Annotated in this window: 31 protein-coding genes, 1 pseudogene and 1 riboswitch; of the genes and pseudogenes, 6 read left to right on the top strand and 26 right to left on the bottom strand. The window is 42.5% G+C overall.

Annotation, left to right across the window (positions count from 1 at the left end; genetic code table 11):
- Positions 1 to 55: 55 nt before the first annotated feature.
- From V7014_RS07195 to V7014_RS07165, 7 genes are all read right to left on the bottom strand, one after another.
- Complete coding sequence (locus V7014_RS07195; protein WP_335505650.1) at positions 56 to 1,780, bottom strand: hypothetical protein; 1,725 nt, start codon at positions 1,778 to 1,780, stop codon at positions 56 to 58.
- A gap of 35 nt (positions 1,781 to 1,815) precedes the next feature.
- A complete protein-coding gene (locus V7014_RS07190; RefSeq protein WP_335505649.1) occupies positions 1,816 to 2,184 on the bottom strand; it encodes a hypothetical protein in 369 nt (122 codons plus the stop codon).
- Positions 2,184 to 2,339, bottom strand: a complete 156-nt coding sequence (locus tag V7014_RS07185) for a hypothetical protein (protein WP_335505647.1) — start codon at positions 2,337 to 2,339, stop codon at positions 2,184 to 2,186. Before V7014_RS07185 ends, V7014_RS07190 begins: the two co-directional genes overlap by 1 nt.
- Positions 2,340 to 2,351: 12 nt before the next feature.
- Positions 2,352 to 3,113 carry a hypothetical protein gene (locus V7014_RS07180; protein WP_335505645.1) on the bottom strand — a complete coding sequence of 254 codons (762 nt, stop codon included), beginning with the start codon at positions 3,111 to 3,113 and terminating at the stop codon, positions 2,352 to 2,354.
- 743 nt (positions 3,114 to 3,856) lie between these two features.
- On the bottom strand, positions 3,857 to 4,393 hold the full coding sequence (locus tag V7014_RS07175) for a hypothetical protein (RefSeq protein ID WP_335505644.1): 537 nt from the start codon (positions 4,391 to 4,393) through the stop codon (positions 3,857 to 3,859).
- Between the two features lie 279 nt (positions 4,394 to 4,672).
- Positions 4,673 to 5,299, bottom strand: a complete 627-nt coding sequence (locus V7014_RS07170) for a sigma-70 family RNA polymerase sigma factor (RefSeq protein ID WP_335505642.1) — start codon at positions 5,297 to 5,299, stop codon at positions 4,673 to 4,675.
- A 279-nt stretch (positions 5,300 to 5,578) separates the two neighbouring features.
- Entirely contained in the window at positions 5,579 to 6,793 is a 1,215-nt protein-coding gene (locus tag V7014_RS07165) for an AimR family lysis-lysogeny pheromone receptor (RefSeq protein WP_335505640.1), read from the bottom strand.
- A gap of 129 nt (positions 6,794 to 6,922) precedes the next feature.
- Here V7014_RS07165 and V7014_RS07160 point away from each other — a divergent pair, with 129 nt between their 5' ends.
- Together V7014_RS07160 and V7014_RS07155 are read left to right on the top strand one after the other, a co-directional pair.
- On the top strand, positions 6,923 to 7,123 hold the full coding sequence (locus tag V7014_RS07160; protein WP_335505638.1) for a helix-turn-helix domain-containing protein: 201 nt from the start codon (positions 6,923 to 6,925) through the stop codon (positions 7,121 to 7,123).
- Positions 7,124 to 7,179: 56 nt separating this feature from the next.
- Positions 7,180 to 7,356 (top strand): annotated as a pseudogene (locus V7014_RS07155) (helix-turn-helix domain-containing protein); the annotation flags it as partial.
- A gap of 40 nt (positions 7,357 to 7,396) precedes the next feature.
- On the opposite strand, the gene V7014_RS07150 reads toward V7014_RS07155, so the two are convergent.
- The 18 genes from V7014_RS07150 to V7014_RS07065 all read right to left on the bottom strand — a co-directional run bounded on the left by V7014_RS07150 (position 7,397) and on the right by V7014_RS07065 (position 18,061).
- The gene (locus tag V7014_RS07150; protein ID WP_335505734.1) at positions 7,397 to 8,371 is read right to left on the bottom strand and encodes a toprim domain-containing protein; all 975 of its coding nucleotides are present in this window, start codon (positions 8,369 to 8,371) and stop codon (positions 7,397 to 7,399) included.
- 190 nt (positions 8,372 to 8,561) lie between these two features.
- Positions 8,562 to 9,908 carry a DnaB-like helicase C-terminal domain-containing protein gene (locus tag V7014_RS07145; RefSeq protein ID WP_335505636.1) on the bottom strand — a complete coding sequence of 449 codons (1,347 nt, stop codon included), beginning with the start codon at positions 9,906 to 9,908 and terminating at the stop codon, positions 8,562 to 8,564.
- Positions 9,909 to 9,911: 3 nt separating this feature from the next.
- A complete protein-coding gene (locus tag V7014_RS07140; RefSeq protein ID WP_335505634.1) occupies positions 9,912 to 10,136 on the bottom strand; it encodes a hypothetical protein in 225 nt (74 codons plus the stop codon).
- A gap of 47 nt (positions 10,137 to 10,183) precedes the next feature.
- On the bottom strand, positions 10,184 to 10,366 hold the full coding sequence (locus tag V7014_RS07135) for a hypothetical protein (RefSeq protein ID WP_335505632.1): 183 nt from the start codon (positions 10,364 to 10,366) through the stop codon (positions 10,184 to 10,186).
- Entirely contained in the window at positions 10,367 to 10,750 is a 384-nt protein-coding gene (locus tag V7014_RS07130) for a YopX family protein (RefSeq protein WP_335505630.1), read from the bottom strand.
- Positions 10,751 to 11,500: a DNA replication protein gene (locus V7014_RS07125; RefSeq protein ID WP_438824887.1), complete on the bottom strand. Its 750-nt coding sequence runs from the start codon at positions 11,498 to 11,500 to the stop codon at positions 10,751 to 10,753.
- Positions 11,478 to 11,648 carry a hypothetical protein gene (locus V7014_RS07120; RefSeq protein ID WP_335505628.1) on the bottom strand — a complete coding sequence of 57 codons (171 nt, stop codon included), beginning with the start codon at positions 11,646 to 11,648 and terminating at the stop codon, positions 11,478 to 11,480. Before V7014_RS07120 ends, V7014_RS07125 begins: the two co-directional genes overlap by 23 nt.
- 115 nt (positions 11,649 to 11,763) lie before the next feature.
- Complete coding sequence (locus V7014_RS07115; RefSeq protein WP_335505626.1) at positions 11,764 to 12,969, bottom strand: hypothetical protein; 1,206 nt, start codon at positions 12,967 to 12,969, stop codon at positions 11,764 to 11,766.
- 178 nt (positions 12,970 to 13,147) lie between these two features.
- Complete coding sequence (locus tag V7014_RS07110; protein WP_335505624.1) at positions 13,148 to 13,552, bottom strand: hypothetical protein; 405 nt, start codon at positions 13,550 to 13,552, stop codon at positions 13,148 to 13,150.
- A 74-nt stretch (positions 13,553 to 13,626) separates the two neighbouring features.
- On the bottom strand, positions 13,627 to 13,971 hold the full coding sequence (locus V7014_RS07105; RefSeq protein ID WP_335505622.1) for a hypothetical protein: 345 nt from the start codon (positions 13,969 to 13,971) through the stop codon (positions 13,627 to 13,629).
- Entirely contained in the window at positions 13,968 to 14,309 is a 342-nt protein-coding gene (locus tag V7014_RS07100) for a hypothetical protein (RefSeq protein ID WP_335505621.1), read from the bottom strand. Before V7014_RS07100 ends, V7014_RS07105 begins: the two co-directional genes overlap by 4 nt.
- Positions 14,293 to 15,078: a hypothetical protein gene (locus tag V7014_RS07095; RefSeq protein ID WP_335505619.1), complete on the bottom strand. Its 786-nt coding sequence runs from the start codon at positions 15,076 to 15,078 to the stop codon at positions 14,293 to 14,295. The genes V7014_RS07100 and V7014_RS07095 overlap by 17 nt, the downstream gene beginning before the upstream one ends.
- Positions 15,079 to 15,111: 33 nt before the next feature.
- Positions 15,112 to 15,441: a hypothetical protein gene (locus tag V7014_RS07090; protein ID WP_335505617.1), complete on the bottom strand. Its 330-nt coding sequence runs from the start codon at positions 15,439 to 15,441 to the stop codon at positions 15,112 to 15,114.
- A gap of 80 nt (positions 15,442 to 15,521) precedes the next feature.
- Positions 15,522 to 15,902: a DUF1642 domain-containing protein gene (locus V7014_RS07085; protein ID WP_335505615.1), complete on the bottom strand. Its 381-nt coding sequence runs from the start codon at positions 15,900 to 15,902 to the stop codon at positions 15,522 to 15,524.
- On the bottom strand, positions 15,902 to 16,261 hold the full coding sequence (locus tag V7014_RS07080; RefSeq protein WP_335505613.1) for a hypothetical protein: 360 nt from the start codon (positions 16,259 to 16,261) through the stop codon (positions 15,902 to 15,904). The genes V7014_RS07085 and V7014_RS07080 overlap by 1 nt, the downstream gene beginning before the upstream one ends.
- An 11-nt stretch (positions 16,262 to 16,272) precedes the next feature.
- The gene (locus V7014_RS07075; protein ID WP_335505611.1) at positions 16,273 to 16,446 is read right to left on the bottom strand and encodes a hypothetical protein; all 174 of its coding nucleotides are present in this window, start codon (positions 16,444 to 16,446) and stop codon (positions 16,273 to 16,275) included.
- Positions 16,447 to 16,646: 200 nt separating this feature from the next.
- On the bottom strand, positions 16,647 to 16,949 hold the full coding sequence (locus V7014_RS07070; protein ID WP_335505609.1) for a helix-turn-helix domain-containing protein: 303 nt from the start codon (positions 16,947 to 16,949) through the stop codon (positions 16,647 to 16,649).
- Between the two features lie 89 nt (positions 16,950 to 17,038).
- A complete protein-coding gene (locus V7014_RS07065) occupies positions 17,039 to 18,061 on the bottom strand; it encodes a helix-turn-helix domain-containing protein (protein ID WP_335505607.1) in 1,023 nt (340 codons plus the stop codon).
- A 218-nt stretch (positions 18,062 to 18,279) separates the two neighbouring features.
- Here V7014_RS07065 and V7014_RS07060 point away from each other — a divergent pair, with 218 nt between their 5' ends.
- The 4 genes from V7014_RS07060 to V7014_RS07045 all read left to right on the top strand — a co-directional run bounded on the left by V7014_RS07060 (position 18,280) and on the right by V7014_RS07045 (position 22,474).
- The gene (locus V7014_RS07060) at positions 18,280 to 19,422 is read left to right on the top strand and encodes a tyrosine-type recombinase/integrase (protein ID WP_335505605.1); all 1,143 of its coding nucleotides are present in this window, start codon (positions 18,280 to 18,282) and stop codon (positions 19,420 to 19,422) included.
- Between the two features lie 22 nt (positions 19,423 to 19,444).
- Positions 19,445 to 19,542, bottom strand: a riboswitch (purine riboswitch).
- 632 nt (positions 19,543 to 20,174) lie between these two features.
- Entirely contained in the window at positions 20,175 to 20,324 is a 150-nt protein-coding gene (locus V7014_RS07055; protein WP_335505603.1) for a cytochrome c oxidase subunit 2A, read from the top strand.
- 21 nt (positions 20,325 to 20,345) lie between these two features.
- The gene (locus tag V7014_RS07050) at positions 20,346 to 20,822 is read left to right on the top strand and encodes a cytochrome c oxidase subunit II (protein ID WP_335505601.1); all 477 of its coding nucleotides are present in this window, start codon (positions 20,346 to 20,348) and stop codon (positions 20,820 to 20,822) included.
- Positions 20,822 to 22,474, top strand: a complete 1,653-nt coding sequence (locus V7014_RS07045) for a b(o/a)3-type cytochrome-c oxidase subunit 1 (protein ID WP_335505599.1) — start codon at positions 20,822 to 20,824, stop codon at positions 22,472 to 22,474. Before V7014_RS07050 ends, V7014_RS07045 begins: the two co-directional genes overlap by 1 nt.
- Before the next feature lie 336 nt (positions 22,475 to 22,810).
- Here the strand turns inward: V7014_RS07045 and V7014_RS07040 are convergent, their stop codons facing one another.
- On the bottom strand, positions 22,811 to 24,334 hold the full coding sequence (locus V7014_RS07040) for a carboxypeptidase M32 (RefSeq protein ID WP_335505597.1): 1,524 nt from the start codon (positions 24,332 to 24,334) through the stop codon (positions 22,811 to 22,813).
- Positions 24,335 to 24,378 lie beyond the last annotated feature (44 nt).

Here is a 24,378-nt window from a genome sequence, read left to right as displayed (position 1 = left end):
CTTGCCTTCGTGCAGCTCGGCTTGACAGGTGGAGTTAGCGCAGATTGCCGAAACTTTACTTGTCAAAGCGCGCCTCGACTGGCGTGATTAGTTCTACGTCACTTGTATGGTCTCTTACAATCCCGTTTGCCTTTACGCCAAATTCTCGTTTAATAGGAAAATGTTCTCCGCTAACCAATTCTCCGACAGTCCCCACTTCGTGACCGCCGTAGCTAGCATTCACGCGCACAATATCGCCCTTCTTGAACTCGTTAGGCTTGCGTCCAATTTTCGCCCATTTCGCTTCGAGTTCGGCTTCTTCTGCGCTGATTTTTTCGATATTCTTCGCCGCGATATAACCGCTTCCGCCGATTGTGATACGGTCAACACCAAAATCGAAAACGCTAGAAGCAGCGTTCGGCTTAATCTTATTTATCTTTACGATATGACCGACCCTGTGCTCGTGATTTTCGTAAATAACGAGCGCATAATCGCCAACCTCGAACGATGCTTTGTGTGCTTCCGCTTTAGCTTGCGCCACTTCTACGTCGGTTGCGCGAACTAAGTCACTTTCTACGAATCCCCTATTTTTGCTTGTTAGCACATCTTCCGCTTCATATTTTTGTCTTAGGTCGCTAACCTTTTTGACTTTTACTATAGTACCGATTTTCATTCTGTGGCTATTATATTCACGCGAATAGTTATCACCGACTACCTTCGCATAATCTCCGACTTTTAACGGCTCCGGAGCTGGATTCGCTTCCTCTTCGCACAGGGTATAAACTTCGAAACTATCGTCGTTAGTATCATATCCGTCACCATCTTCGTCAATAATTTGAGGATCGCCGTAGCTGTCAAATTCCATAATTTTGTAGTATTTGTCCGCGATAATATAGTCGCCTTTGGATTTCGCAAATATAACGAAATCGCCAACCTTGCCCGCGTCAATAGCAATTCTGCGATACGCTGGCTTCGCTTCGCTGACCGGCGCGTAAACTTTGACGCTTTGTTCCGTGCGTCCTACATCTTCGCGATACACTAGTATATTATCGTAATCGTTATCTTCGAAATATAAATTTTCACCAACTGGTCCGTACGTTTTGCCGTTTGTGACATAAGGACGATTACTTTCCGTAAACACAACGACGTCGCCCGCCTGTGCTTTGCGCGAAACTAGCGTGTACTTGGCGCCTTTGTGCGTGATTGTTTCCGTCGGCTCTACAATCAGCTCAACTTCGATATCTCGAATTGGACGATCGTTTTCCTCAACGAAAAATCTCACATCATGGTCAGGGTCGACTGACTTAATCGTTAACGTGTCGCCATTAGCATATTTACCTCGTGTTCCATAAGCGCGGACAACTTTTACTTTATCGCCTTCCTTCGGACGTCTTACTCTGTCGTAAGGAGTAGATTTGAGTTCTCCGGTAACAGGCGTGCTCACCTTTTCCGCGATTGCTTCGACCTTTGCTTCGAGTTCATCAACACGTGATTCTAGTGACGGATTAGCTGGCGTGCTGACTTTGCGGAATAACACCATAGACTTTGCACTGCTTGACGCGTCACAAACTTCGCCCGCAATGAAAATTAATGTGCTATCTTTGTGGAATAGAGGATGCTCTTCTTGATTTACGCGATAAAAAGCTCCGACCTTCTGGCTTCCCCAAGCCTTAACTACTTGGGCAATATCATTTTTCTGCGCCTTCCCACCAACCTTCGCATATTCCGCGCCATCATACGAAACCTTCGTAATTTCGCCGTTTACCATATCGATTGTTTTAACACCGTTTAATTTAGCCATTAACTCATCGCTCCATTTCGATTAATTTATTAAATTTAAGCCGTTAACTCAATCCATCGCTTGCTTGCGCTTGCTTCCGTTGCCCAATACTCGCCTTTTCCTTCACACTCGAACATAAACGCCCTATTTCCGTCCACTGCTACAATGAAATCACATTCGCTGGGACTATAAGGTTGACCGTTACCTTTTCGCGCAAACACTACAAGCGCATCGTTGCGATCAGGTCGGATATGAAGCGTCTTAACTTGTATGCGATATATTTCGCTATTAGCAGGGTCTCGCGCTAGTAGGTCGTAAACCTCTTTTACAATCGGAAACGAAACTTCGTAGTTAAGTCCTTCCATTAGCGCTTTAGCAGCCGTAAGTTCAGATACGGCGCCAGTTATCTGCGTATAATGACCCATTATTTCGCCTCCAATCCAGCGTTTAGAATGAATACCACCGAATTTAGCATCGCCAAACCAATAAGGACGCTAGACGGCTCGTAGTCTGTTAGTATGAATAGCGCGAGTAATATCGCCCATACAGCGCTAGTTGCGAAATATACTACCTTCTTCATCAAAACACCTCCTTAAAAGTTTTTCGTCGGGTCGTCCGCCTGTTCGCCCTCACTCGCGCCAATGCTCAGCCCAATCAGCGAAATATCGAAGCCAGCCGCGACCAAGTTTTCGATTTGCTGCTTTTCGTCAGCTTCGAACAACAAGCCGTCGTACAGTTTCATATCGAACTCCTTGCCGTCAAACTTCGCAAAGTTTTCGCGTTCCTTGGCATCTAAGTCCTCGTCCATATCGATGATTGGCGATAAGCTGACAACCGTCGATGTTCCGCTACCTTCTTTCGAGAGTTCAAACGCCAGCCTGCCGAGCTTCTTCTCCTGCTTCTTAATAACCGCGTGCACGCCCTGCGCCTGCTTCTTCGAAAGGTCGACGATGATCGGCTCGCCCGTCGTTAAGTCGATAAACCCTAGCGCAAATCTTTCCTTTGCGCGATATTTCGATGCTTCCGTCTTGTAGTCCTCGGCTTGCGCGACATTGCCCGCATCTTCCGCTTTCTTTTTCAAGTCCGCGTAATAGTTGCTTGCCAAATCCCATGGCGTAAAGTTTGACTCTGCGAACCCTTTCGCATTACGTACGCTTGGATTCTGCGCGACAAACGAATTGACTTTCTTAAAAATGCCGTAGCTGTAAAATCGGATTAAGTCCGCTACGCCTAGTACGCGCACCTTGTACGTTGTGCCCGTTTTGAACGAAGCGAATTCCGTATTGTTGCCGCCTCCCTCGTTCGTCTGGTTTAGCGCGTCAAGTGCGTCTGCTCCCGCTGCGTATTGTGCCATTTACACATCGCTCCTTTTCGTTTCTTTAGTTCGTGCGTCGGAATATTTCCCCACGCCCGCTAGCGATTACCAAGCCTATGTTAGTCCGCGACCTCTTTCGAGTACAGACGATATAAACTTCGCTTGATAACCGCTAGCCGACGCAGGTCGACGCTAACGTTGCGCAATCCCTTCGCTTTCACTGTCCGCAAATTGGTAGCAGTCAGTTAATCGCGAAAGGGCGTTAGTCGCCGCCGATTGTCAGCTTTTCTAAAACCGGTCTTCCAAACCCTTCGCTCAGTCCGGTTGTTTGTGGCACGTTGCGGTCGCGCCGACAGCGTTTTTGGCGGTACGGGATTAACCGCAAAGTCTTCCGTACGGGTTTTTATTTTAGGCAACGGGCAGGCATTTCGCTCAGACACCGTTTGTGAACACGCCCGTCGTAAAACTCGAAATAGCTAGCCGAAACGTTGACAGCGTTTAATTCAGCGTATCAACGCGACACGTCTTGGTTGCGTACTGCACACCTACCTAACGACTGCCTTCGAGTTCTCCGGCGGACGGGCGAATTGTCCCGCTACCTTTTCGCCATCTTATCGCGCAAAAGTCCGTAGGAAACCGAGGCTAGCGCGAGCAGTCCGAACGATACTACAATCCATCCGCAAATTGTTGATAGCGTCATTGTTGCTCCGCCCCTTTCACTTGCCCGTAGAACGCGACATACTGTGCGATGATTTTGCGGCGCTTGATTTCCGCCAAGTCTACTACTTTTGACATTCGGCAGCACCTCCGCAAGTTTCCGCGATTAAGTAGCCTGTTGATTGCATTTTCATCGCATTATAGTCATCTTTCTTTCGCTCTATTTCGCGTCGATATGATTGCAACTCGTCATTATACGTGTCTAGCTTTTCTATAAGCTTCTTTTTAACAACGGGCGACTTCGCTTTCAGTAGATTAAGTTGGACCGTAGCCCTCTCCAAGTCTATCTCCGCGATTTTCAAGGCTGATTCTTTCTCTAATTTCGCTAACTCTCGTCCAGATTTCGCAAGTTCCTTACGAACTAAATCCGAAATTTTATTGCCGAAAGGCAAATCGACCGCTTTTATAATTGTAATAATCTCGTCATCTTGAACGATAATTCGCTTACCTTTATGGTCATATACTTCTTGCTTACCATGTGTACCTATTAATCTCGCGTTAACCATAAGCTGATTAAACCACGATTCAGCTTGTTCGGAATAAATTCCGAACCTTAATAATGCGCGATCAACTGCATGAGGTCTTGGTTTGTAGTGCTTCATCCGAGTCGCACCGCCTTAATCGGATAATGTTGCGCTGGCGCTCCGTTTTCCAGACGAATCGGATCGTGTGTAATACGTGCAAGTTTTCGTTCCAATGACGTTTGAACTCCGTAATTTGTGGAAAGTATATTTCGCATGATAAACAACTCCTCTAAACTTGATATTTTGTCGAAATTTGCGTATTATATTGAAGTACTATTATAGTAATCAATACGCAACTTGCGTATACTATAAGTAGGGACGTAAGACTCAATGCTTAAGAGCCTTACGCGCCCTAAATTAAAGCGCAACTAAATAGTCGTGATAATCACCGTACTGTTTAGTATTAAATTTCGCTCCCAGGCGATTTAATGCGCGCGTAACTTTCGAATGGTGATACCCTAGTTCCTTTGCGATTGCCGTCGCGGTAGGTTTCGGATGTGAAAGGAACGCTTCAACGATTCGTTTTGTTGTAGAATCCGCACCGTTCAGAAGAGAGTCGATCAATGCCAGTTGATCGGCTTTTTTCTTTGCGATGATTGTTGCTTCGAGATTAAAGTCGGAAGCTATTTCGAACTGTGAGGTGCCAGCCTCGTCGTCCGTTTTTGCCTCGTAAACTTCTAATTGTTTTCGTCTCGATATTTTCCGAAGTAAAGACTTATATCGATTCGTAAGCTTAACTTGTAGTAATTTTACGAAGTCGCCGCCGTCCTTTTCTACGTCATCTAGCGTGTTTAGAAGCATTTCGTCGAATAGTTCGAATATGTCGTGCAATCCTGCCATACTTGTCGTTGTGCCCCAACGCATTAGGCGCGATTTGAATTGCTGCAATGTAGCCTTGTACATTTTTTCGAAATTCCATTCTGACTTATCTTCTAAAAACAAATCTACGAGTTTATTAATATTTTCTTTTTCAACCAAATTCACTTGTTATCTCCTCCTATACTTTGTATGTCGCACGAGTTTTTATTTTCGCGCACATATTTAAAAAATTTATTTTTCATATGGTAAATATATCATATAGGCATGGAAATATTATGAAAGTAAACGTATTCTTCATTTGTACTTTTTGTTTACTTTTATAAACATAAAAAAAGCGACCCAGTAATTGAGTCGCGAACCCTAAAACGTATTTAAAATCAACCGCCAGGCTTTATGCCATAAGTGATAGTATTGCCTCCCTGTTTTGTATCCTCTGCCTTAACATCAGGCACAAATGCCGTTCCAGTTAATAAAGCTACTGTCAAAGTCGTCAAGATAATTTTCTTCATCCACAACATCTCCCTTTTTCGAAATTTTTAATTTTAATAGCCGTTGCACCACAAAAGAATTCTCTCCGCGTTTCGCAAGTTCATTGACCGCTAGACTTGAGAAGAGTAAGTTAAAACTATTCAAAAAATTCTCAAAACAATCATATATGGCTTCTACCGATCCGTTGTCTATAGCGCTAAATAGTTGCGCAAAATCCTCATCCCCTCCCTGTAGCAGTTCTTCCTCTACTTTTTTAAGGGTCGCGACTTTCCTATATCCTTCGTATGTTAGTAAGTTTGGGTTGGCATCAGGATCCAACTTTATGTTTAAATATAGTTTCGCGAAATCCAAATTTAGCCTAGCTTCTCTCTCTATTTCGGCATCGACCGTTTTGGCTATGTCGTAGCTTTCTTGAAGATGCATTAAGCATTCCTGACTATCTTCGAGTAAGTACGTCATCCCTATTATGTATGTCGCATCAGAAATAGTTTTCGCGCAAATATTCGTATTTTTTACTAAAGACGCGTATTTTCGAGCTTCTTTTAGATTGTTTAGGTGAAGGTGTACAGGCATCATTACCTCAAAATATCTGTAATAAAGACAATCTCTGAGAAACGATTCCTTTTTATCTAAAATATAAATATTCTGGTAAATGTTGTTAGATTCCTCTAACATATGTAAAAACTCTTTTTTAAAGTAAAGACTGTAGCATTTTAAAATATTTACTAAAACCTTTAAGGGCTTGTCCTTTAGACTTTTAAAGTTATTGACTTCGTTGTATATATCTTTTCCTGAAATTTCGTTTTTCATATATTTTAGAATCAAGGTGTAAACCTTAACATATTCACCAATAATTCCCGTTTCTTTTGAATTTTTTGCTATAATATTACTGAGGAGTGAAATATTTCTAGTTATTGCTGCATATTCAAATGAGTGCTTAATATTAGTTACTGATATTAAACTTAAGCACCATTGAGAGATTTTTTCATGAGGGTTGTTAGGTGCAATAATATGTGCGATCTTTAATAATATTTTAAAGGACAATGAACCTCTTTCTTTGCAGTTATTCAAATCTTGTCTATTGCACCCCACTAATTTCGCGACAGATGAATAAGTATAAAGTTCGCTATCTTCAATATATTGGTAGATTTCGTTAAAAACTATTTCCATAATGTCACCTCATAGTAAATTTTTACTACATTTTTTTCATAAAATTGGTATAATTAAAGTGTATAACTTATGTGTAGTTTTGTAAACATCTAAGTGTACATTTCTACACTTTTACAAGGAGAGAAAATTATGATCGATTTTTCGCCACTTCATGAAACGTTAAAAAGAAAGGATATGAAAATATCCGATTTAAGAGGTATAATTGGTAGTTCAAAAACAGTCACAAGAATTAATCAAAATAAATCTGTTAGACTAGATACCGTAGATAAACTTTGTGTATATTTAGATGTCCCTATTCAAGATGTTGTTAGAATAACTAAGGAAAGATGATTTAATAGGAGGCGGTCAACACGCTAAAAGTCGGGAGGTGCCTACTTCACGACTTACTTTCGGAACAGCATATGACGTTATCTGAACTATCAATTAAAGTCGGAATGTCTAAGCAGCAACTATCCGACTACGCCAATAACAGATTTAAGATGTCGCTAGTAAACGCTAAACGCATCGCACTCGCTCTAAACTGTCACATAGACGATCTGTACGAATGGCTTCCGAATAAGTAAAGTAGGCGAAAACAAAAAGGTAAGTAACGTTTTTCACGACTTACCTCCGACTAAGAGTACGTAGATTCACGTACTCCGAATTACAAATCGCCTCGTGTAAGGTCTGCCTCCCGCCTCTCACCAACGCTTCATTCGCGTCTTTAACCGCCGCTGGTACATACGCCTGCCTAACGCGCACGTACCCGACCATAGCCCGCTCAACCTCCGCCCTTAACTTCTCGCCCGCCGCATCGTTATCCGTCGCGATAATTAGCTCCTCGATCGGACTCCGCACCAACAAATCCCTTTTCGCGCTATTGAACGCAACGCCGCCGTTCGCCACCGCCGCATAGCCTGCAACCCGCCAGCTCATCGCATCTATTTCCGCCTCGCACAGCACGACCGTCCGCGCCCGCTCCCGATAGATCGCGTCCAGCCCCCAGAGCAAGTCCCGCAAACTAGCGCCGCCCCGTTCGTACCAAAATTGCTTACCTCGCTTTGACCGATACTTTATCGCGAGCAACTTACCGTCAGCCCCACGCCACGGAATTACAATATGGTTGCCGCCATCGAGAACGCCCATTTGCCGCTGAACGTCCGCTGTAATTCCGCGTTGCAGTAAATATTCGGAGGGCTCGGTGCTATACTTCGCCAGTATCGAATCTTTCAGCGCCTGCCTTTTTCGCGAAAGCTTTAGCTTAGGTGCGCGCAACTTGAGGACGCCGCCGGTACTAATTACGCCATATGTCGCGAGTAAATAATCTTCAGCTTCTTCGTAGCTTTCATTGCGCAGATATGCCAGTAACTGCGCGAAATTGCCTTTCGACCAAGCTTCATCATAGGCGCCACTATCATGCCAGACGCCCGCATTATGGTCGTCGGTTGCTTCGAGCCGAACGAAAAAGCTCGGCGTGCGGTCGTCGCGAAAGGGGCTTGCTGCGAGCAACTTGTCGGAAGTCCAGCGCGCTCGGTGCCAATCGAAGTCGCGCAGCTCCGCTTCAACATCGACATCTATCGTTTGGTCGCGAATTGTCATAACGCCCACTGGAACACCTCCCTCACTCGCAAATTTCAACTTCCAGAATGTAACCTCGGGTCGTTAGTGTGTCTAGAAACCTCTCCGCACTCTTTTTGCAACTAAACGCTTTAGTAATTTTCGAAGTACCATACTGGACACTTACTTCTTTGAATACTAAGTACACCTTATCGTACATACGCCCGCCTCCTTAAAAGTTAAATTGCTTCGCAACAGCTTCTCCACTTCCCATCTCGCGAACAATGCCGACTTGCGGCACATATAGTATTTCCGCTGACTGCCCTTCGCCGCCGTCGCGCCCTTTATTCAGTCCGATAAGCCCGCGCTTCTGCTTATAATCCGTGTCTACCGCGATAAGCAAATACGCATCCTGCAATAGTTGTTTTGTTTTCGCGACATCTTTACGTTGAGGCAATTCTAGTTCACGTTCGCCCTCTTCATCCTCCGACGTATTAGTTTCATCCGCCTGCGTAATCGCGAAAATAACCGTTTGTGTACGCCCCGCCAACTTACGAAGTTTCTGCGAAGTATTTGCCGCATCGCCGCCAGTCGTTTTTGACGTATTCTTTTCGTAATCGATATAGTAAAATGGATCGACCACAACTACGTCTGCCTTTGTCGTGAGAATATCGGCTTCGAGCGCCTTTAGGCTTCGGTTGTTAAAATCGTCATCATCTACGCCACGGACGATAATATTGCCGGCAATCGTTTCGTTAAGCTCTTGCACAAACGCGCGAAAGGATCTTTCGAACTCTTCCGATAGTTTTCCGTAACGTAGCTCGGTCGAATCGAAGCCCGCCGCCATATCTATGCCTTCCATGTTCGCGACTGTAATACCTTGGCGCGCCGATAGACTTACGTAGATTCGTACTAGTACCTCGAACCATCCCATCTCCATCGCCCATATGAGAACGTTTGCGCCTTGGCACGCAGCTTCGAGCGCTTCTTCTAGCGTAAAGACTGACTTACCGCGACCAGACTTTCCGTAGACTGTATAAACGTTTGAAGATACGTAGCCGCCGACCGCCTTATTAATGAACGGAAACTTCGACTTCCATATGCGGAAAGATTCGCCGGACTTACGGCGCTCATATTCGTCCAGGAACTTTTCACCTTCCGCCTTAACATCCGTCCCCACACGAGAACGAGTGTTCGTACTTATTTTAATCTTTTCTAGCTCCGAAATCAAGTCGAGGGTTAACATATTTCCGTCATCAGATTCGTTAAATTTTCTTGTAAATTCTCCCGTAATGTGCTTCATCAATTCTACTTTCGCCGAATAGCTCTTTACTTTTCGCGCCAGGAACTCGTAGCTGTCCGCGACCTGTGGCATATACGTAAAGCCTTCGCACTCTGCCGTCACTGTTGCGTAGCTTGGCGCCTGCCCCCGATTCTGTTCCGCGTAATCGACGATAAATTTATACGTCTCGCGTTCACCGTCGGTCGTGAAATGGTTTTCGTCGATGCTGAATCGCTTAAAGGCAGCCGGATCGTTGGCGTCAATTACCTTCGATAGTAGTAGTTGTCCGTATTCCATGCGCTAGACCTCCTCCGCCAATCTCTTCAATTCCGCCTCAACTTTCGTTATCTGTTCGCGATAAGTAGCATCGCCTGTTTTATCGAACATCTTACGATTCCAGTTCGCAATATCTAGCAAGTTGTCGATTTTAGCTTCGCGCTCACGTCGCTCCTTGTCGCGTTTGATGCGTAGCTCGTTCGCTGTCGGTTGCTTTGGCGCGCTTCCTCCGAAGAACATTTCGAACATTTACTTCGCCTCCCTTTTTGTGTCTCATGTAATTTTCGTTAGGTTTTTTATATAAGACGTATCACAGAATCAATAATTCTCAACATTGTTTCTCTGTCTTTCTCAGGAATATCCAAGTTCAAGAAAATATGACTATGCAGCTTTGTAATAGCTTCATTTTGCTTTTTCGCAACAGATTTTAACCAATCCATTTCATCTTTTACTTGTACATTATGGTTGATTTTGCCCACCTATATCACCTCCACCAATAGTTCAGGATTTTCGTAGATGCTGCCTATGACTTCAATCTCATAAGCGAACATATGAAGTCCATCACCAAAATCAGTTGCTGCCCATCCAGCAAATGCATCATGCCAATATACTTTTCTAATTTCTCCATCAGGCCTTCTAACTAAATCCCCTTCATAAATCTCCTTACCGTTCTTATCTTTCAAGCCTGTGTATTGTACTGGAATTAAGTCTTCTCTTTTTTCGAATTCGTAAAAAGATTCACCGTCATACATTCCGACAACTTTTATTTGAGTGATTGAGCCATCAATTTCTAAAACGCAATCATCTCCTGTGTGCCACTCGGACTTTTCTTTGCCCCAAAGCCTAACTTTAATCTCTCTCATCTATCGTCGCCCCCTTTTCGATTGTCCAACGAAACTTAATTCCGCACATTGATCGCGCATCCTATCGTACAGCCTAGCGTCAAACACGCTCTCCATTTCAGCTAACGGCAAATTCGAAGTATATATCGTAGCCAAACCGTTCGCGCACCGGTGGTTAATTATCGCGTGCAAATCACCACGAAATGCCTCGGTTGCCGTCCGCACGCCTATATCATCGAGCACCGCGAAAGGAGCCGTCCTAGCCAGCGATTCCCTGCGATAATACTCCCGGCTGGCGCGCTCGCCTATGTCGCGTGGTATATTGCTGCGATTAAATTCGTTAAATAACGTCTGCCAGTTATTTACGTCCAAAAAGTAAGCCGGCATCTGCAACGGTTGCTGTCCGCGCTTCAACGCGCCTACGTAATGTTGCGCGATATATTCGTTTAGCAATGCCGCCGCAGTTGTCGTTTTGCCCGTGCCAGGCGACTCGCTATAAAGGTAAAGCGATTTGATTCGTTCGCCCCCTTCGTCAAACTGTCGCGAAAATGTCTTAATATAAGCGTCGACCATCTTGTAAACTTCCGCCTGTCCTTCGCGCGCTGGCGAATTGGCTACGCTAACTAGCCGATAGTCTGCCGGCAAGCCTGCCGCCTTGATACGTCCGCCGACGCCTATGAAATACTCGCACACTTGCGTACAGGACGTCGTGCCTGCGAAGTTGCATCGCGAAGCTAGTATGCAGTTTTTAGCGTGATTGTTGTTCGTCAATCTCCCATCGCCCCTTTCGTTCAGCTTCCGTCGTGCCACAGCACCTAAACATCGCCGCGTGCTCGCCCAACATTTTAGCCGCAAGCTCGGCGGGCGTATAGCGTTTGCCCGCGTTGCTGCTTGCGCGAATTGCTTCTAGTAACCTCATTTACGTTGTCTCCTTCCGTACCACCACATACTTACGCGCATTACTATGAAAGCGAAGGCCATGCCGAATAGCATTCCGAAAAGTAGCGTCAAAGTAAGAATCTGTCCTTCGGTCATCATTTAGTCACCTTTTCGCGTGAATCGTCGATGATAGGTAGTTTGATTGGGTCGTTTTTCAAAACCGCGTGTGCTGTACCGCCTACTGATGATTTATCTATTTCATCGTAAACTATTGTCAAATTGTCTTTGGTTTCTTTAACTGAATCAACGCGATAATTAATTTTACGATACCATCCGTCACTCTTCGGAAAAGTTATAACATCCCCTACGCGAACCTCCGTCGGATCCGGCGCGTTAAGATATTCGCTCGGCAACGGTAAGCCTAACGCTCGTCTAAGTGCGATTGCCTTTCCGATATGCGCGTTAAAGCAGTCGTTTGGCGCACACTTGGCGATGGATTTTGCGCGAATCTTTCCGCTATCACATCCTTTCAACAATGCGACAACTGTTCGCTTTTCAGGATTAACGATAAAGTCAGCGTCACACAACCACGGCATTGTCAAATTAGGGTCGGGTACTTTATAGTAGAACCCTGCGAAAGTGTTTGCTTTCAAGCCGTCAATGTCACGCTTTGCCTTCTCGACAATTTCATCGCGTTGCTGTTGTGGTGACAGAACTTTCGGCGCTGTTACATCCGATTTACCTACGCCAGCAAACTCCTTCAATAACTGAAAATCTACGTTCATACTTAACGAGCCAGCTTCGCATTTATATCCGCAACTTTCCAATTGCTCAACGATTTCCTTTAACGATTTCACTTTACTCATTTCCTCGCCTCCGTTTTCGTTAATTACTTCGTATTCTCTATCGTAAATTACAGCTTCAACCCCGTATATGTTCGCGCGAATACCGCCTTTATCGTAAAGCTTACTAACCACTCCCTCATCGCCGTTTTTATATTTACTACCCGAAAGAATCGCCTTCGTAATCAAAATACGCTCGCCCACTTTTGCAGGTCTTTTCTCTGTCTTGTATCTACGTTCGATTATTTCAAGTCCTCGCTCAGCGATTAGTAGGCGTTCACCACTAGCCGATTCAACCACATAAACAAGGTTATTAAATCTTCCGTGTTTCCCTCTCGCTAACACCTTTACTATTTCTCCTCTTAGACGACTACTAAGTTCATCTTTGTATTCACCGATAGCATCGCAATAACCAGCAGCCCTTGCGAATTCTGTGTACGTAGAATATGTCGCTCCCGGATGAATTAATTTCGCCGTAATCCCTTTTCCTACTAAATTTTCAACGTTAATCTTCGTCATCATTTCTCTCCCCTTTTCAATCGTTTTATTTCGACAAGCGCGTCGGCGTGCCTTCGCTTTACTTCGTCTAGTTTGTCACGCAACCTGTTCGTTGTGTCGATACGTTCCAAATGCGCCTTCTCTATCGCGAGTAATTGCCGATACCTTTCCGCGCTAATTGTGACTTGCGCGCCACCCTCTACAACCATTCCGCAATCTCCTCGATGTCCTGCGTTGGCACGGCTTGCGCCCGATTAGCTCGCGCCACTTCCGCCTGAGCCTTCGCAAAGTTACGATCCATGTACGAATACATGAACGTCCATGTCGGATAAGGAAACTCGGCTTTCGGCGTGTACTCGCGCCAACATAGCTCGATGAACTTTCGCAGCACCGCGTTGCCATACGTGCCTTGCGCTTGCTTGAGCATTCCACGTTCGCGCGCCCATCGCTGGTTTTTCGCTCCTTTTCCACCCGGCTGATATTCGACGCCGTACTTTTCGCGAGTTGTGTCCGTGATAAATGCGGTAAATGAAGCCACGTTCCAGCGCTCGATTGGTAGGTTACGCCAGTCTGACGATTTGATTTTCGTGCTGATTTTAGCCATCGAGATTCACTCCTTCAAGCGCACGGATTGCCCATGATTTAACGCTAACTACTACGTGCTCAGCGTCATATGCGTTAGACATATCTACGTTCGCAATCAACTAGTTTAATAGCGTTTCGTAACCGCTCAACCTCCGCCAACAGCTTCGGCACATCGCCGCGAGCATGGGCGATGAACTCTGCGTTTGCATTCTCTTCGTTAAAGGATAGTGCTACTTCTTCGTCTCCAACGGATGTTGTACCTTCGTTACATTTCGCGATATACCAGCCGTCATTATGATTCGCCTGTACTCCGCCATTATTTGTTGCACCTAACTTAGTAAATACGTCCGTACCGTTACAGACTTCCCACGGACCTTTCGTAGCCTTCTCCGCTCGCTTGCGGATCGCTTCGAGTTCTGCTTGCGTTAATTTACTCATTCGCACTCACCGTCCCATTCGTTGAATTTCGCGACTCCTTGCGCTTTTCGCTTTTCGTGCAATAGTTTTGCTGCGTTCTTAGATTCATAAGCGTAAACTGTGTTCTTAGCAATACGTACGAAATCGTAGTCCCACTTTTCTAGGTCGTAATAACCTCCTTCGAACATTCCACCAAATATGTGTTTAAATTTTTCGCGTCCAAACCAGCCTTTCGTGCGGACGTATACCTCACTGCGAGTAAATCCGAACTCATCTTCGTATACATTGACTAAATATTCGTTCCCGTTCGAGCTAACTACCGGAAACTTTTCGAGATACAATTCAGCCATCCGCGCCAACCTCCTGTACGAAGCATCCGCATCCGCCGATGTCAGTCATATCAATACTTTCCTTCGCTTCGATATCCTCTCTTAACTGGCGAAGTGTATAAGGGAAAGTAACTTTATTTTTGGTCTTCTTCATCATTGCGATGTCTTTACCAAGGAACTTCCTCATTTCCTCTTCTTTGGATTCGTAATAGGCGAACCTCTCTGGCATCTGTTTCAGTAGGTTAGCGAAATGTCCTTGTCCTGCTCGGCAACAGAATCCTCCGCAGTTGTTATGAGCAAACCCCATCTTATAAATTCTTGGTGTATCAAAGCCTAATGATTCTAATTCTTGGAGCATCTCCTCTTTGGTGACATATGGTTCTTCGCACATCGGAAACTCTACTTGGTACGGATGCCAATTCTTCCGAGGTGCTTTAGTACGATGTCCTTCTGTCCAGTCGATACCGAGATACAAAATGCATTCTTCTGGTTTGAAGTTTTCCTTAATCCACCTATCAGCAACGTCTTGTTTTAATTTATGAGAGCAAGGTGCTATCCTACTGTTACCAAGAAACCTTACATCTTTGTAGACTTCAAATGGTGTTCTACCATCTGCAATCTTTACATACTGGACACCCAATTCCTTAACGGTTTCATCTATGAATCTATATAAATCTTCATCTTCTATTAAAGTGTCAGTGAATAAGAGAATCACGTTCTCTTTTCCGTATTTTGTAATAACTCTCTTAGCTGTCGCCCAGCTACCAATTCCACCACTATAAAAGACAATATGCTTCATTAAATTCCTCCCATATTAATTTAATTAACGCTTCTAGCCTCGCCCCTTACAATTACCCTCGACGCCCAATCGCGCCTCTATTTCCTCGCGAAAAGAACGTATTTCCGCAAGCAATTCCGCCAATGTTCCAGCGTTGCTGTCCCGCACCTGTTGCTCGCCTATCGCCTTAATCGCTTGTGGCACGTTCGCATGGTAGCTTGCGTCGCGCCATTCTTCGCGAAGCTTGGCGACTTCGCCCGCCGCCTTGCGTTTAGCCCAGCCGGGCGCTTTCGTAGGGTCGACGTTGTGCTTGCGTTGGACAATTACGTTTAGGCTGTCGCTGACGATTTTGTAGTCCGAGTTAATTTCGATATTTAATGGCATGATCTTACCGCTCCTTTTCCGTTGATTTAGACGCGATAAGTGCGCCTGAGTATAATTGATCTAGCGCTAGGTTTGCGCCGTTATTTCGCGTTGATTCCTTCGATTTTTATGCCGAGGGTGTTGAGCGTACATTTGATACCGAGGTATTTACCTGACTCAAACTCACGCTGTAGCGCCCTACCTAAACCGTCCGCGCGAGATGCGTTAATAAGACACTCTTCGTAAAACTCGCGCAACCTATCTTCGGGATTTTGTTCGACTTCATATCCGTTGATTAATGCGGACATTAGGTCGTCTGACGATCCACCACCATTTTCGAAAGCCCATCGTTTTATCGTCAAATAAGTTTCGGTAAACACTGCACCGTGTGCTTGACGTATAATTTCGAAATTACTACACCCACCTTCGCGCAAACGTTCGATAGCTTCCGCAACCTCTTTCGGTAAAATAACTTTTGACATTACGCGTTCACTCCTTCGATTTTAATGTCGAGTAGATTAAGCGTTTCTTTTATTGCGTCAACAGCTCCGGTGTTATATTTCCAATCTCCGTAATACCTCGGGTCTTCCTTTTTCGCGATAAGAAACTTATAATAATAGGACACTTTCTCTTCCGGAGTCTTTTCGATTTCGTAGCCGTTGATTAGGGCGGAAGCCAGCGTAATCATGTCGAGTGTATTTAGTGGTTCCAATCCGCCTAACCAATCGCTAGGCATTGCATGAACGGACAATAATCGCTCCTTATTTCCGCACCAATTATCCAGTGCCGATTCGAGTGCCTGCGCCACGTCGGCGGGCAGAGTTACTTTTTGATTCGTCATATTTATTCCTCCTAGTCTTCGCAAAGGATCGTTAAGACCTTGCGTAAGTCAGATTTTTCAACTTCGAAAAGAGCGCCGTTATGATTAATTTCGATATAACCATTGCGCCAAATATTCTGAAACGTTACAGTGTCGTTACAGTAGTCAGTGTGGGCGCTAGTCTTAACTTCGATTTTTATATCCATTACTTATTCCTCCTTTTATCGCGATAAATAGATATTCGCTAGATATATTATTAATAAGATAGTTCGCGCCAAGTGAGTTTACGAACGAAGGCGCAAATGTTTTTGGTTCTTCTTACGTATGGTTCTCGTTAATACTGGTTCTTCTTAGTGTCAAAGGTCACGGTGTCAGTATTTACGGAGTCAATAAATGTTTACACGGACTACTCCTTGTTAAAGATGGCGAGCTGACTTACGGGCAATACTGTATATCTAGTATTCTCCCAACGTCCATGTTCGTCACGATCCTTAACGGCATGGATTACCGGCTGACCCTGCCACCTGAAAGCGAGAAGGTCTGCGATATACTTATTAGCTGTCTGCCTACTAACGCCAAGCCCTCGCGCAATCTGCGCCTGTGTAGGGTAACACTCGCCTTTCTCGTTCATAAACGAAGCTATAATGCAAAGTGTCGACCAATTTTTCGCACCAAGCTCCGCAATAAGACCATCCCGCGCTGCACTCACGTACATCTTAACGAATATGCGCGTTTCGGATTTGCCTGAAGTTACGGAGAACTCCGATTGTGTTTCGACTGATAGAAGTTTATTTTCTGTCACGTTACTAAATCGCCTCCTTTTTCGCGAGATTCTAACGTAGTGTACGTCGATGTGTAACTAGGTAACGGAAATTGTATACCAGTTGCTTCGCGCCATATTTCGATTGAGTGCCGCTGATCCGCTTTGATTTCGTCAACAGTTCGTGGGTTTTCGTGACACCAATAGACGAATTGGCGGTATTCTTGCGGAGTAAGGGCGTTTGCCGACGCTAGTTTCTTCACGGTTAAATCGAATTGCATCCTCTCGAAGCAAGAAACCTGCCCGTCGTTACTGCACCACTCAAACGGGTTACTGCCCTTCTTCGATGAGTTTTTTGATCTACTTAATAGAATTAAGTTAGCGAAGTACGTACCTCCGTGACCTGTTGTTATGGGTATAAAGTGATCAATGCTCAAATTTTCGAAATTTCTAGTTATGGCACATCGACTTAAATGCTCTTCCCTTAATCTCTCCCAAGCTTTCTTATCAAAATCATATGGCAAAGGCATGTGAAGCTCTCTTCTTTTTGTATTAATCATAAACATGTATTCAGGATTGTTTCCCTGCCAGTCTTTGCAGTAACCTAATTGACACGAAGGGCACTCACTTCTTAATCCCCAAACACGATCATCCCTTTCATACCAATTATTTAAATGCTCTATATTTTTACACTGGGGACATTTCATTAAAACATTACACATAACTTCAGAAAATCCCTTAATGATAAAATAATTTTTTAGTGAAATATAGGTCTCTCTTACATACTTTCCTACATCAATCCACATGCCGTATTCTTCTCTATCAATCAAAATTTCTCCATCAAATGCTCCATATAATATACTTTCTAATTTATCTTCCATTAAAAGAGAATCAAGCTTACTGCTACTTACTTTCGAGATACCACCTTCATCGAAAGGCACATAAATTTCTATTTTCCCCCTATCGCGAAGTCGTGTGATAGTCGTGTGGTGTACGCCTAATATAGTTGCGACCTTATACATAGAATTTCCTTCATCTAACAGATTTTGTATTATCGACATTGTCTCCCTACTCACTGCCATGTTTACATCCTCACCTCTCTTTACTTGACACGGCTATAATACCGTTTTCATTTCCTTACTCTATATGTCGCACGAAGAACCGTAACCGCGCATTATTTAGCGATAAATAATTATTTGAAGTAATTTACATTGTACTCATATACATATTTTAGGTTATATTAAACTAGTAGTTACTATTAATAGGGAGGTTTTAAGTTTTGGCGAAAGGTAGTATTAGGAGACGAGGCACACGGTATCAAATAACCGTAGACGTAGGAATTGACGAATTTACAGGCAAACGGAAACGCCATTACGAGTCGTTTGACAGCGAAAAAGAGGCGATGATCGCACTCGAAGATATAAAGCGAAAGGTGGACGCAGGCACCTACTTAAAAGAGACTGACGACACTTTCGAAGAGTTTATGCGTAACTGGTTTTCATCGAATAAACGAATGTTACGTCAAAACACGTTATATACGTACGAACGATATTTAAATATTCTTTATCCGTATTTGCCTGTAATAAACGCGAAGGAAGTTACGAAGGCTCATGCGGAAAGTATTTTGGAAAAGTTATCGGAGAAATATAAGTCTAGTACAGTCGCTGTATTTAGACGTCTAATGTCGACAGCGTTTAACTATTATATTCGAAAAGAAGTTGTCGCCAAAAATCCATTCCACGGTATAAGAGTTAAACGAGAAACGCGTAACTACACGATATGGAAACCGGAACAGGTGGCGACATTTTTGGAGCATATGAGAACTAGGGGAGCGAATAGACACGGCAACAGAGCGTACTACATGGCGTTTCAAATTGCATTGCGAACAGGCATGCGTAAGTCGGAAATACTTGGGCTTCGTTGGCAGAACGTCAGCCTTGACGACGGGATGATATTTGTTCGCGAAACGTTACATCAAACCAATAGTAACGGAGAAAAATTCGTAGCTCCTACAAAATCAAAAGCAGGCATGCGAAGTGTCGCGATAGATAAAACGCTTGTCGAGGAGCTACGAAATTATCGCGAATACCAATTAGATCAGGCACGCGAAAAAGACGCTGAACAATTAATTCAAGCGCCTAACGATTATGTAATTACTACGGTTGATTTTAATACTATGCATCCGCGAAACTTAACGTCAATATTATTTAAAGCAATAAAAGAAACCGGACTCCCCCGCTTAAGATTCCACGATTTGCGCCACACTCATGCGAGTCTTCTACTTGCGAATGGCATTAGCGCGAAAGTTATACAAGAACGATTAGGTCACGCACGAATAGAGACAACGATTAATACGTACTCGCATCTATTTCCTAGTATGCAGGTTGAAGCTGCTAGAAAAATCGATGAGCTATTCGAATGAGCAATCGTCGGCAGTTCCGTAGGCAGACCGCAAGGCATTGCGTGTAAAGCTAACGGTAACTTGGTAGAAACTCGCGAGCCATATCCTCGCTATTATATGAGATACTTCTTTATTATTGATAATCGATATTATATCGACACAATACGACTTTGTAAAGGGCTTATATCCGAATTATTGAGTATAAATCTTTCTTTTTTGTTCGTATATTAGCAGTCATTGGCATTTTACGTTAGCAAAAAAGTAGGCATAATGCGGATTTGTACGCAAGTATGCTCGATTTTGGCATCATTGTCATCAGTTAAAATTCTACTATTCGCTTAATTCTAATATTCTTTTTAATTCCATCCTCAAAAACGAACACGCGCCAGCCCGTCACAACATACGTTCATAAATTTGTAAATAAAACCATTATATAACTGCTTATATTTACTAAATATGAAATATTTTTGTAACGGAATGTTCAAACTCCTAATTTCTAATTACTTAATATATCGATATAACATATTTATAAGCGCTATCACATATAAATCAACCCTTTTTAGACAGTTATATTCTTCACACTTCTTTCACATTTTTTTCTAAATAAAACCATGGAAATTACTTAAAAAATCAATTTACTAACATTTATATAGTGAGAAAGTGAGCATTGAACAATTTGTGAAATTGGAATTTTATTCTAGAAATATCGAAATTGTTTTGTATGATGAAATTGTACTCATCTAATTTCTATTTTTTAGAAAGGAGTGAAATATATGGAACAAACTCAATTAAAGAAAAAGAATCAACCTCATTCAGAAGAGCATTCATCATTAAAAGGGGCTCTTGCTTCTGTTTTTATAGTTGGCTTTATCATTATTATTACATGGGTCGGTGTATATTTTTTATTTTTAGATCGGCTATAGAATTGAAGGAGGCAAGATGCCATGAACATGCATAAATATGAAAAAATATGGCTCATTTTCGGTGTCACTGCACTATTAGTTTTCCTTTCTGTCTTAGGCGTCAGCGCTTTCTATATGGGAAATCAACCACCTAGTTGCTTAGTAACAATTGACCCTGAGAAAGTTGATACAACGAAACCTTTTAACAAACCTGGTTTGAATAAGGTAGAAGGAAAAGATTGGGATTATGAATTAGTCTTTGTAGCATCAGCATTTTCATATAATCCTACTAAAGTAGAAATACCAAAAGGTGCTAAAGTAAAAGTAATCGCTACAACAAAGGATGTCATCCACGGATTCGAAGTGGCTGGAACAAACATTAACATGATGCTAGAGCCTGGCTATGTTAGTGAACATATTGCAACATTTAACAAAACAGGGGAGTTTTTAGTACTTTGTAATGAGTATTGTGGTACAGGTCACCACATGATGAATTCAAGAATCGAGGTGGTTGAGTGATGGCAAGCGCTTCAACTTTTAAAGTAGATGTCCGTGATGCAAAGCTTGCAATGGCCCATTTTTATGTAGCATTTACTGCTCTAGCTCTAGGTGGTTTAGCCGGATTATTACAAGTTTTAGTACGTACTGGTAAAGTCCAGCTACCTTTCGGTATTGAATATTACCAAGTATTAACTGTTCACGGTGTTCTTCTTGGACTTATTCTTACAACCTTCTTCATTCTTGGTTTCCAATTTGCATCTGTTAGTCGTACAACTGGGGCATTATCAAATGGAGCACGTAGATTCGGCTGGGTAGGATTTTTGTTAATGACAATCGGTACAGCAATGGCTGCTACAATGGTTTTATTAAATGAAGCAACCGTCCTCTTTACATTCTATGCACCGCTTCAAGCCCATCCAATTTTTTATATAGGATTAACACTTGTAGTTGTAGGAAGTTGGTTCGCTTGTGGATCGATGATTTCAAACTACATTAGATATAGAAAGCAAAATCCAGGAAAAATTAGCCCGTTACTCACTTTTATGGTTGTGGTAAACTCTGTGCTTTGGATTGTCGCAACACTTGGTGTTGCAACAACCGTATTATTCCAGATGCTACCATGGTCATTAGGACTCGTAGATACTATTGATGTATTAATTAGTCGTACATTATTCTGGTATTTTGGGCATCCGCTTGTTTATTTCTGGCTATTGCCTGCATATATGTGCTGGTATGTTGTTATTCCTAAAATTCTTGGAACAAAAATTTTCTCTGATTCATTAGCTCGTATGTCATTTATCTTATTCTTAATTTTTTCCGTACCAGTTGGTTTCCATCATCAATTGACAGAGCCTGGTATTGATCCAGCATGGAAATTCTTACAAGTAATACTAACATTTCTAGTAGTTATTCCATCCTTAATGACTGCATTCTCCATGTTTGGAACATTTGAAACATATGGACGCTCTCAAGGTTCTAGAGGCTTATTTGGTTGGATTAAAAAATTACCTTGGGGCGATGCTCGCTTTGTAGTTCCATTTATCGGTATGGTCGCATTCATCCCTGCCGGTGCAGGTGGGATGGTCAACGCATCAAATCAGTTAAACCAAGTTGTTCATAATACAATTTGGGTCACAGGGCATTTTCACTTAACATTAGCTACTTCAGTCGTACTCACTTTCTTTGGGATTTCTTATTGGCTTATCCCTCACTTAACAGGTCGTGTCCTAACGAAAAAGATGAACAAATTAGCCATCGTTCAAGCGATCATTTGGGCAGTAGGAATGGGCTTTATGTCTGGTGCGATGCACGCTGCTGGTCTTCTTGGAGCACCAAGACGTTCTTCTTATTCGACTTATGGAGATTCTTCGCAAGCACTTGATTGGATTCCATATCAAGTCGTTCAAGCGATTGGTGGTACTATTCTTTCCATCGGAATTATTTTAGTACTTATTATATTTATCAATTTAGCATTCTTTGCACCTAAAGGAGAGCAAGAATTCCCCGTTGGCGAATCTGATGAAAACGCGTCTTCTACTCCAGTTGCCTTCGAAAACTGGAAGCTATGGATTGGTATTACATTTGTTATAATTTTATTTGCTTACACAATACCTTTTGTCGACATGATTCAAAATGCACCAGTGGGCTCTAAAGGATATAAATTTTGGTAGATAAGAAAAGCGCAAGCGCCCGTTTATCGACGACCAGCATAAGACGAGCTGGCTAGAAGGTTGGCTTTTTACCTTCTGGACGGTTTGGCTTATGACTCGAGTCGATGGCGTTCTGAACTAGACAACACGAAGAACTGCTAAGCGATTCGATTGTCCAGCTTCAACGGCCGTTTCAGCATTTCTTGGTTAACTTATCGTAGGGAGATTGGCGAAATCCACTAGGAGCTGGGCGATGGAGCTAGACACCGCGCAAAATTAGCTACTTTCTTCTCACATAAAAAAGGAACTTCATTCAATTGGAAGTTCCTTTTTTTCAATCAAGCTCCTATTAATAACTTAAGACTCTAATTTATAGATATCATGATATTTGTTTTTTAAATAGTCAATTAAGTATTGGACATTCAATCCTTCACCCGTAATATCATGTACTAGTTGTAGCGGATCTTTCAATTTTCCATACTGATGAATCTTTTCATTTAGCCATGATTTGATTAGTGTAATATCACCATTTTCTAGAATCTCATCAAAATTCGGTATGTCTTGAAGCATCGTATGTTTAAACTGTGAAGCATACATATAACCTAATGCATAAGAAGGGAAATAACCAAAGCTTCCTCCAGCCCAGTGTACATCTTGGAGAACACCCTCGCCATCATTGCTTGGTTCAATTCCTAAGTATTCTTTATACTTTTCATTCCAAATTTGCGGCAATTGTGCAACCTCTATTTCATTATTAAATAGCGCTTTCTCTATTTCGTAACGAACCATAATATGAAGTGGATATGTTAACTCATCCGCTTCAATTCGAATAAGAGATGGTTTAGAGGCATTTATGGCACGATAGTAATCTTCTAACGAAACATCTTTAAACTGAGATGGTGAGAATTGCTGTAATTTAGGGTAATTATGCTTCCAAAAGCCATAATTTTTACCGATTAAACTTTCAAAGAATAACGACTGTGATTCATGTATACCCATTGATGTACCTGATGCAAGGATTGTTCCATCTAAATCTTTTGAAATGTTCTGTTCGTAAATGGCATGTCCACATTCATGAATGGTTCCAAAAATGGCTTGTTGAAAATCATTTTCTTGATATTTCGTTGTAATTCGAACGTCTCCAGAGTTCATTGTAATCTCAAATGGATGAACTGTTTCATCTAAACGGCCCGCTTCGAAATCATATTGCAATTCCTTTAAAATTTCTAAACTAAAGTTCTTCTGGTCTTCTTTAGAAAAGAATTCAAATAAGAAATCTACATTTGGTTTATGGTCGCTCGCTGCAATTTTCTGAACAAGAGGAACAATTTCATTTCGTAATTTACCAAACACCTCATCCAAAATTTCAACTGTCATACCCGGTTCGTATAAATTTAATAAGGTATCATACTTATTCTTTTCATATCCCCAATATTCAATAAATTTACGGTTGTATTCTACAATCTTTTCTAAATATGGTTGAAATAACGCAAAATCAGCTTTTTCCTTCGCTTCTTCCCATACATTTTCCGCTTTTGTCACTAATATATTGTATTGAGTATATTCATCTTGAGGAATTTTCTTGTTACGGTTATATTCCTTTTCACATTCTTGTACTAATTTCTTTACTTTAGGTGATAACTTTGCAAATTCCTCAGGTTTTGAGAGTTCTTCTATGTAAGCTTGCATTTCATTGCTAGTTGATAAAATAAATACTTCCTCTGATAACATGCCAATAACTTCTGAACGTTGTCCTACACCTTTTTTCGGAGCTCCAGTACGTAAATCCCAGTAAATTACGTTTAGCGCTTCTTCATAGGCTACTATTTTCTTGACAAGCTTTAAGAATTGATTTTCTGTTGTCATAACTTCTTTCGTCATCTTCATTCCTCCTCTATTATTTTCATTCTATCATATTGAATTGC

Origin of the sequence: Bacillus sp. JJ722, assembly GCF_036963345.1 — a bacterium.
GTDB lineage: Bacteria > Bacillota > Bacilli > Bacillales > DSM-1321 > Bacillus_AD.
Note: the sequence above shows the minus strand (reverse complement) of the source record. Positions and strands in the feature narration are given on the sequence as shown.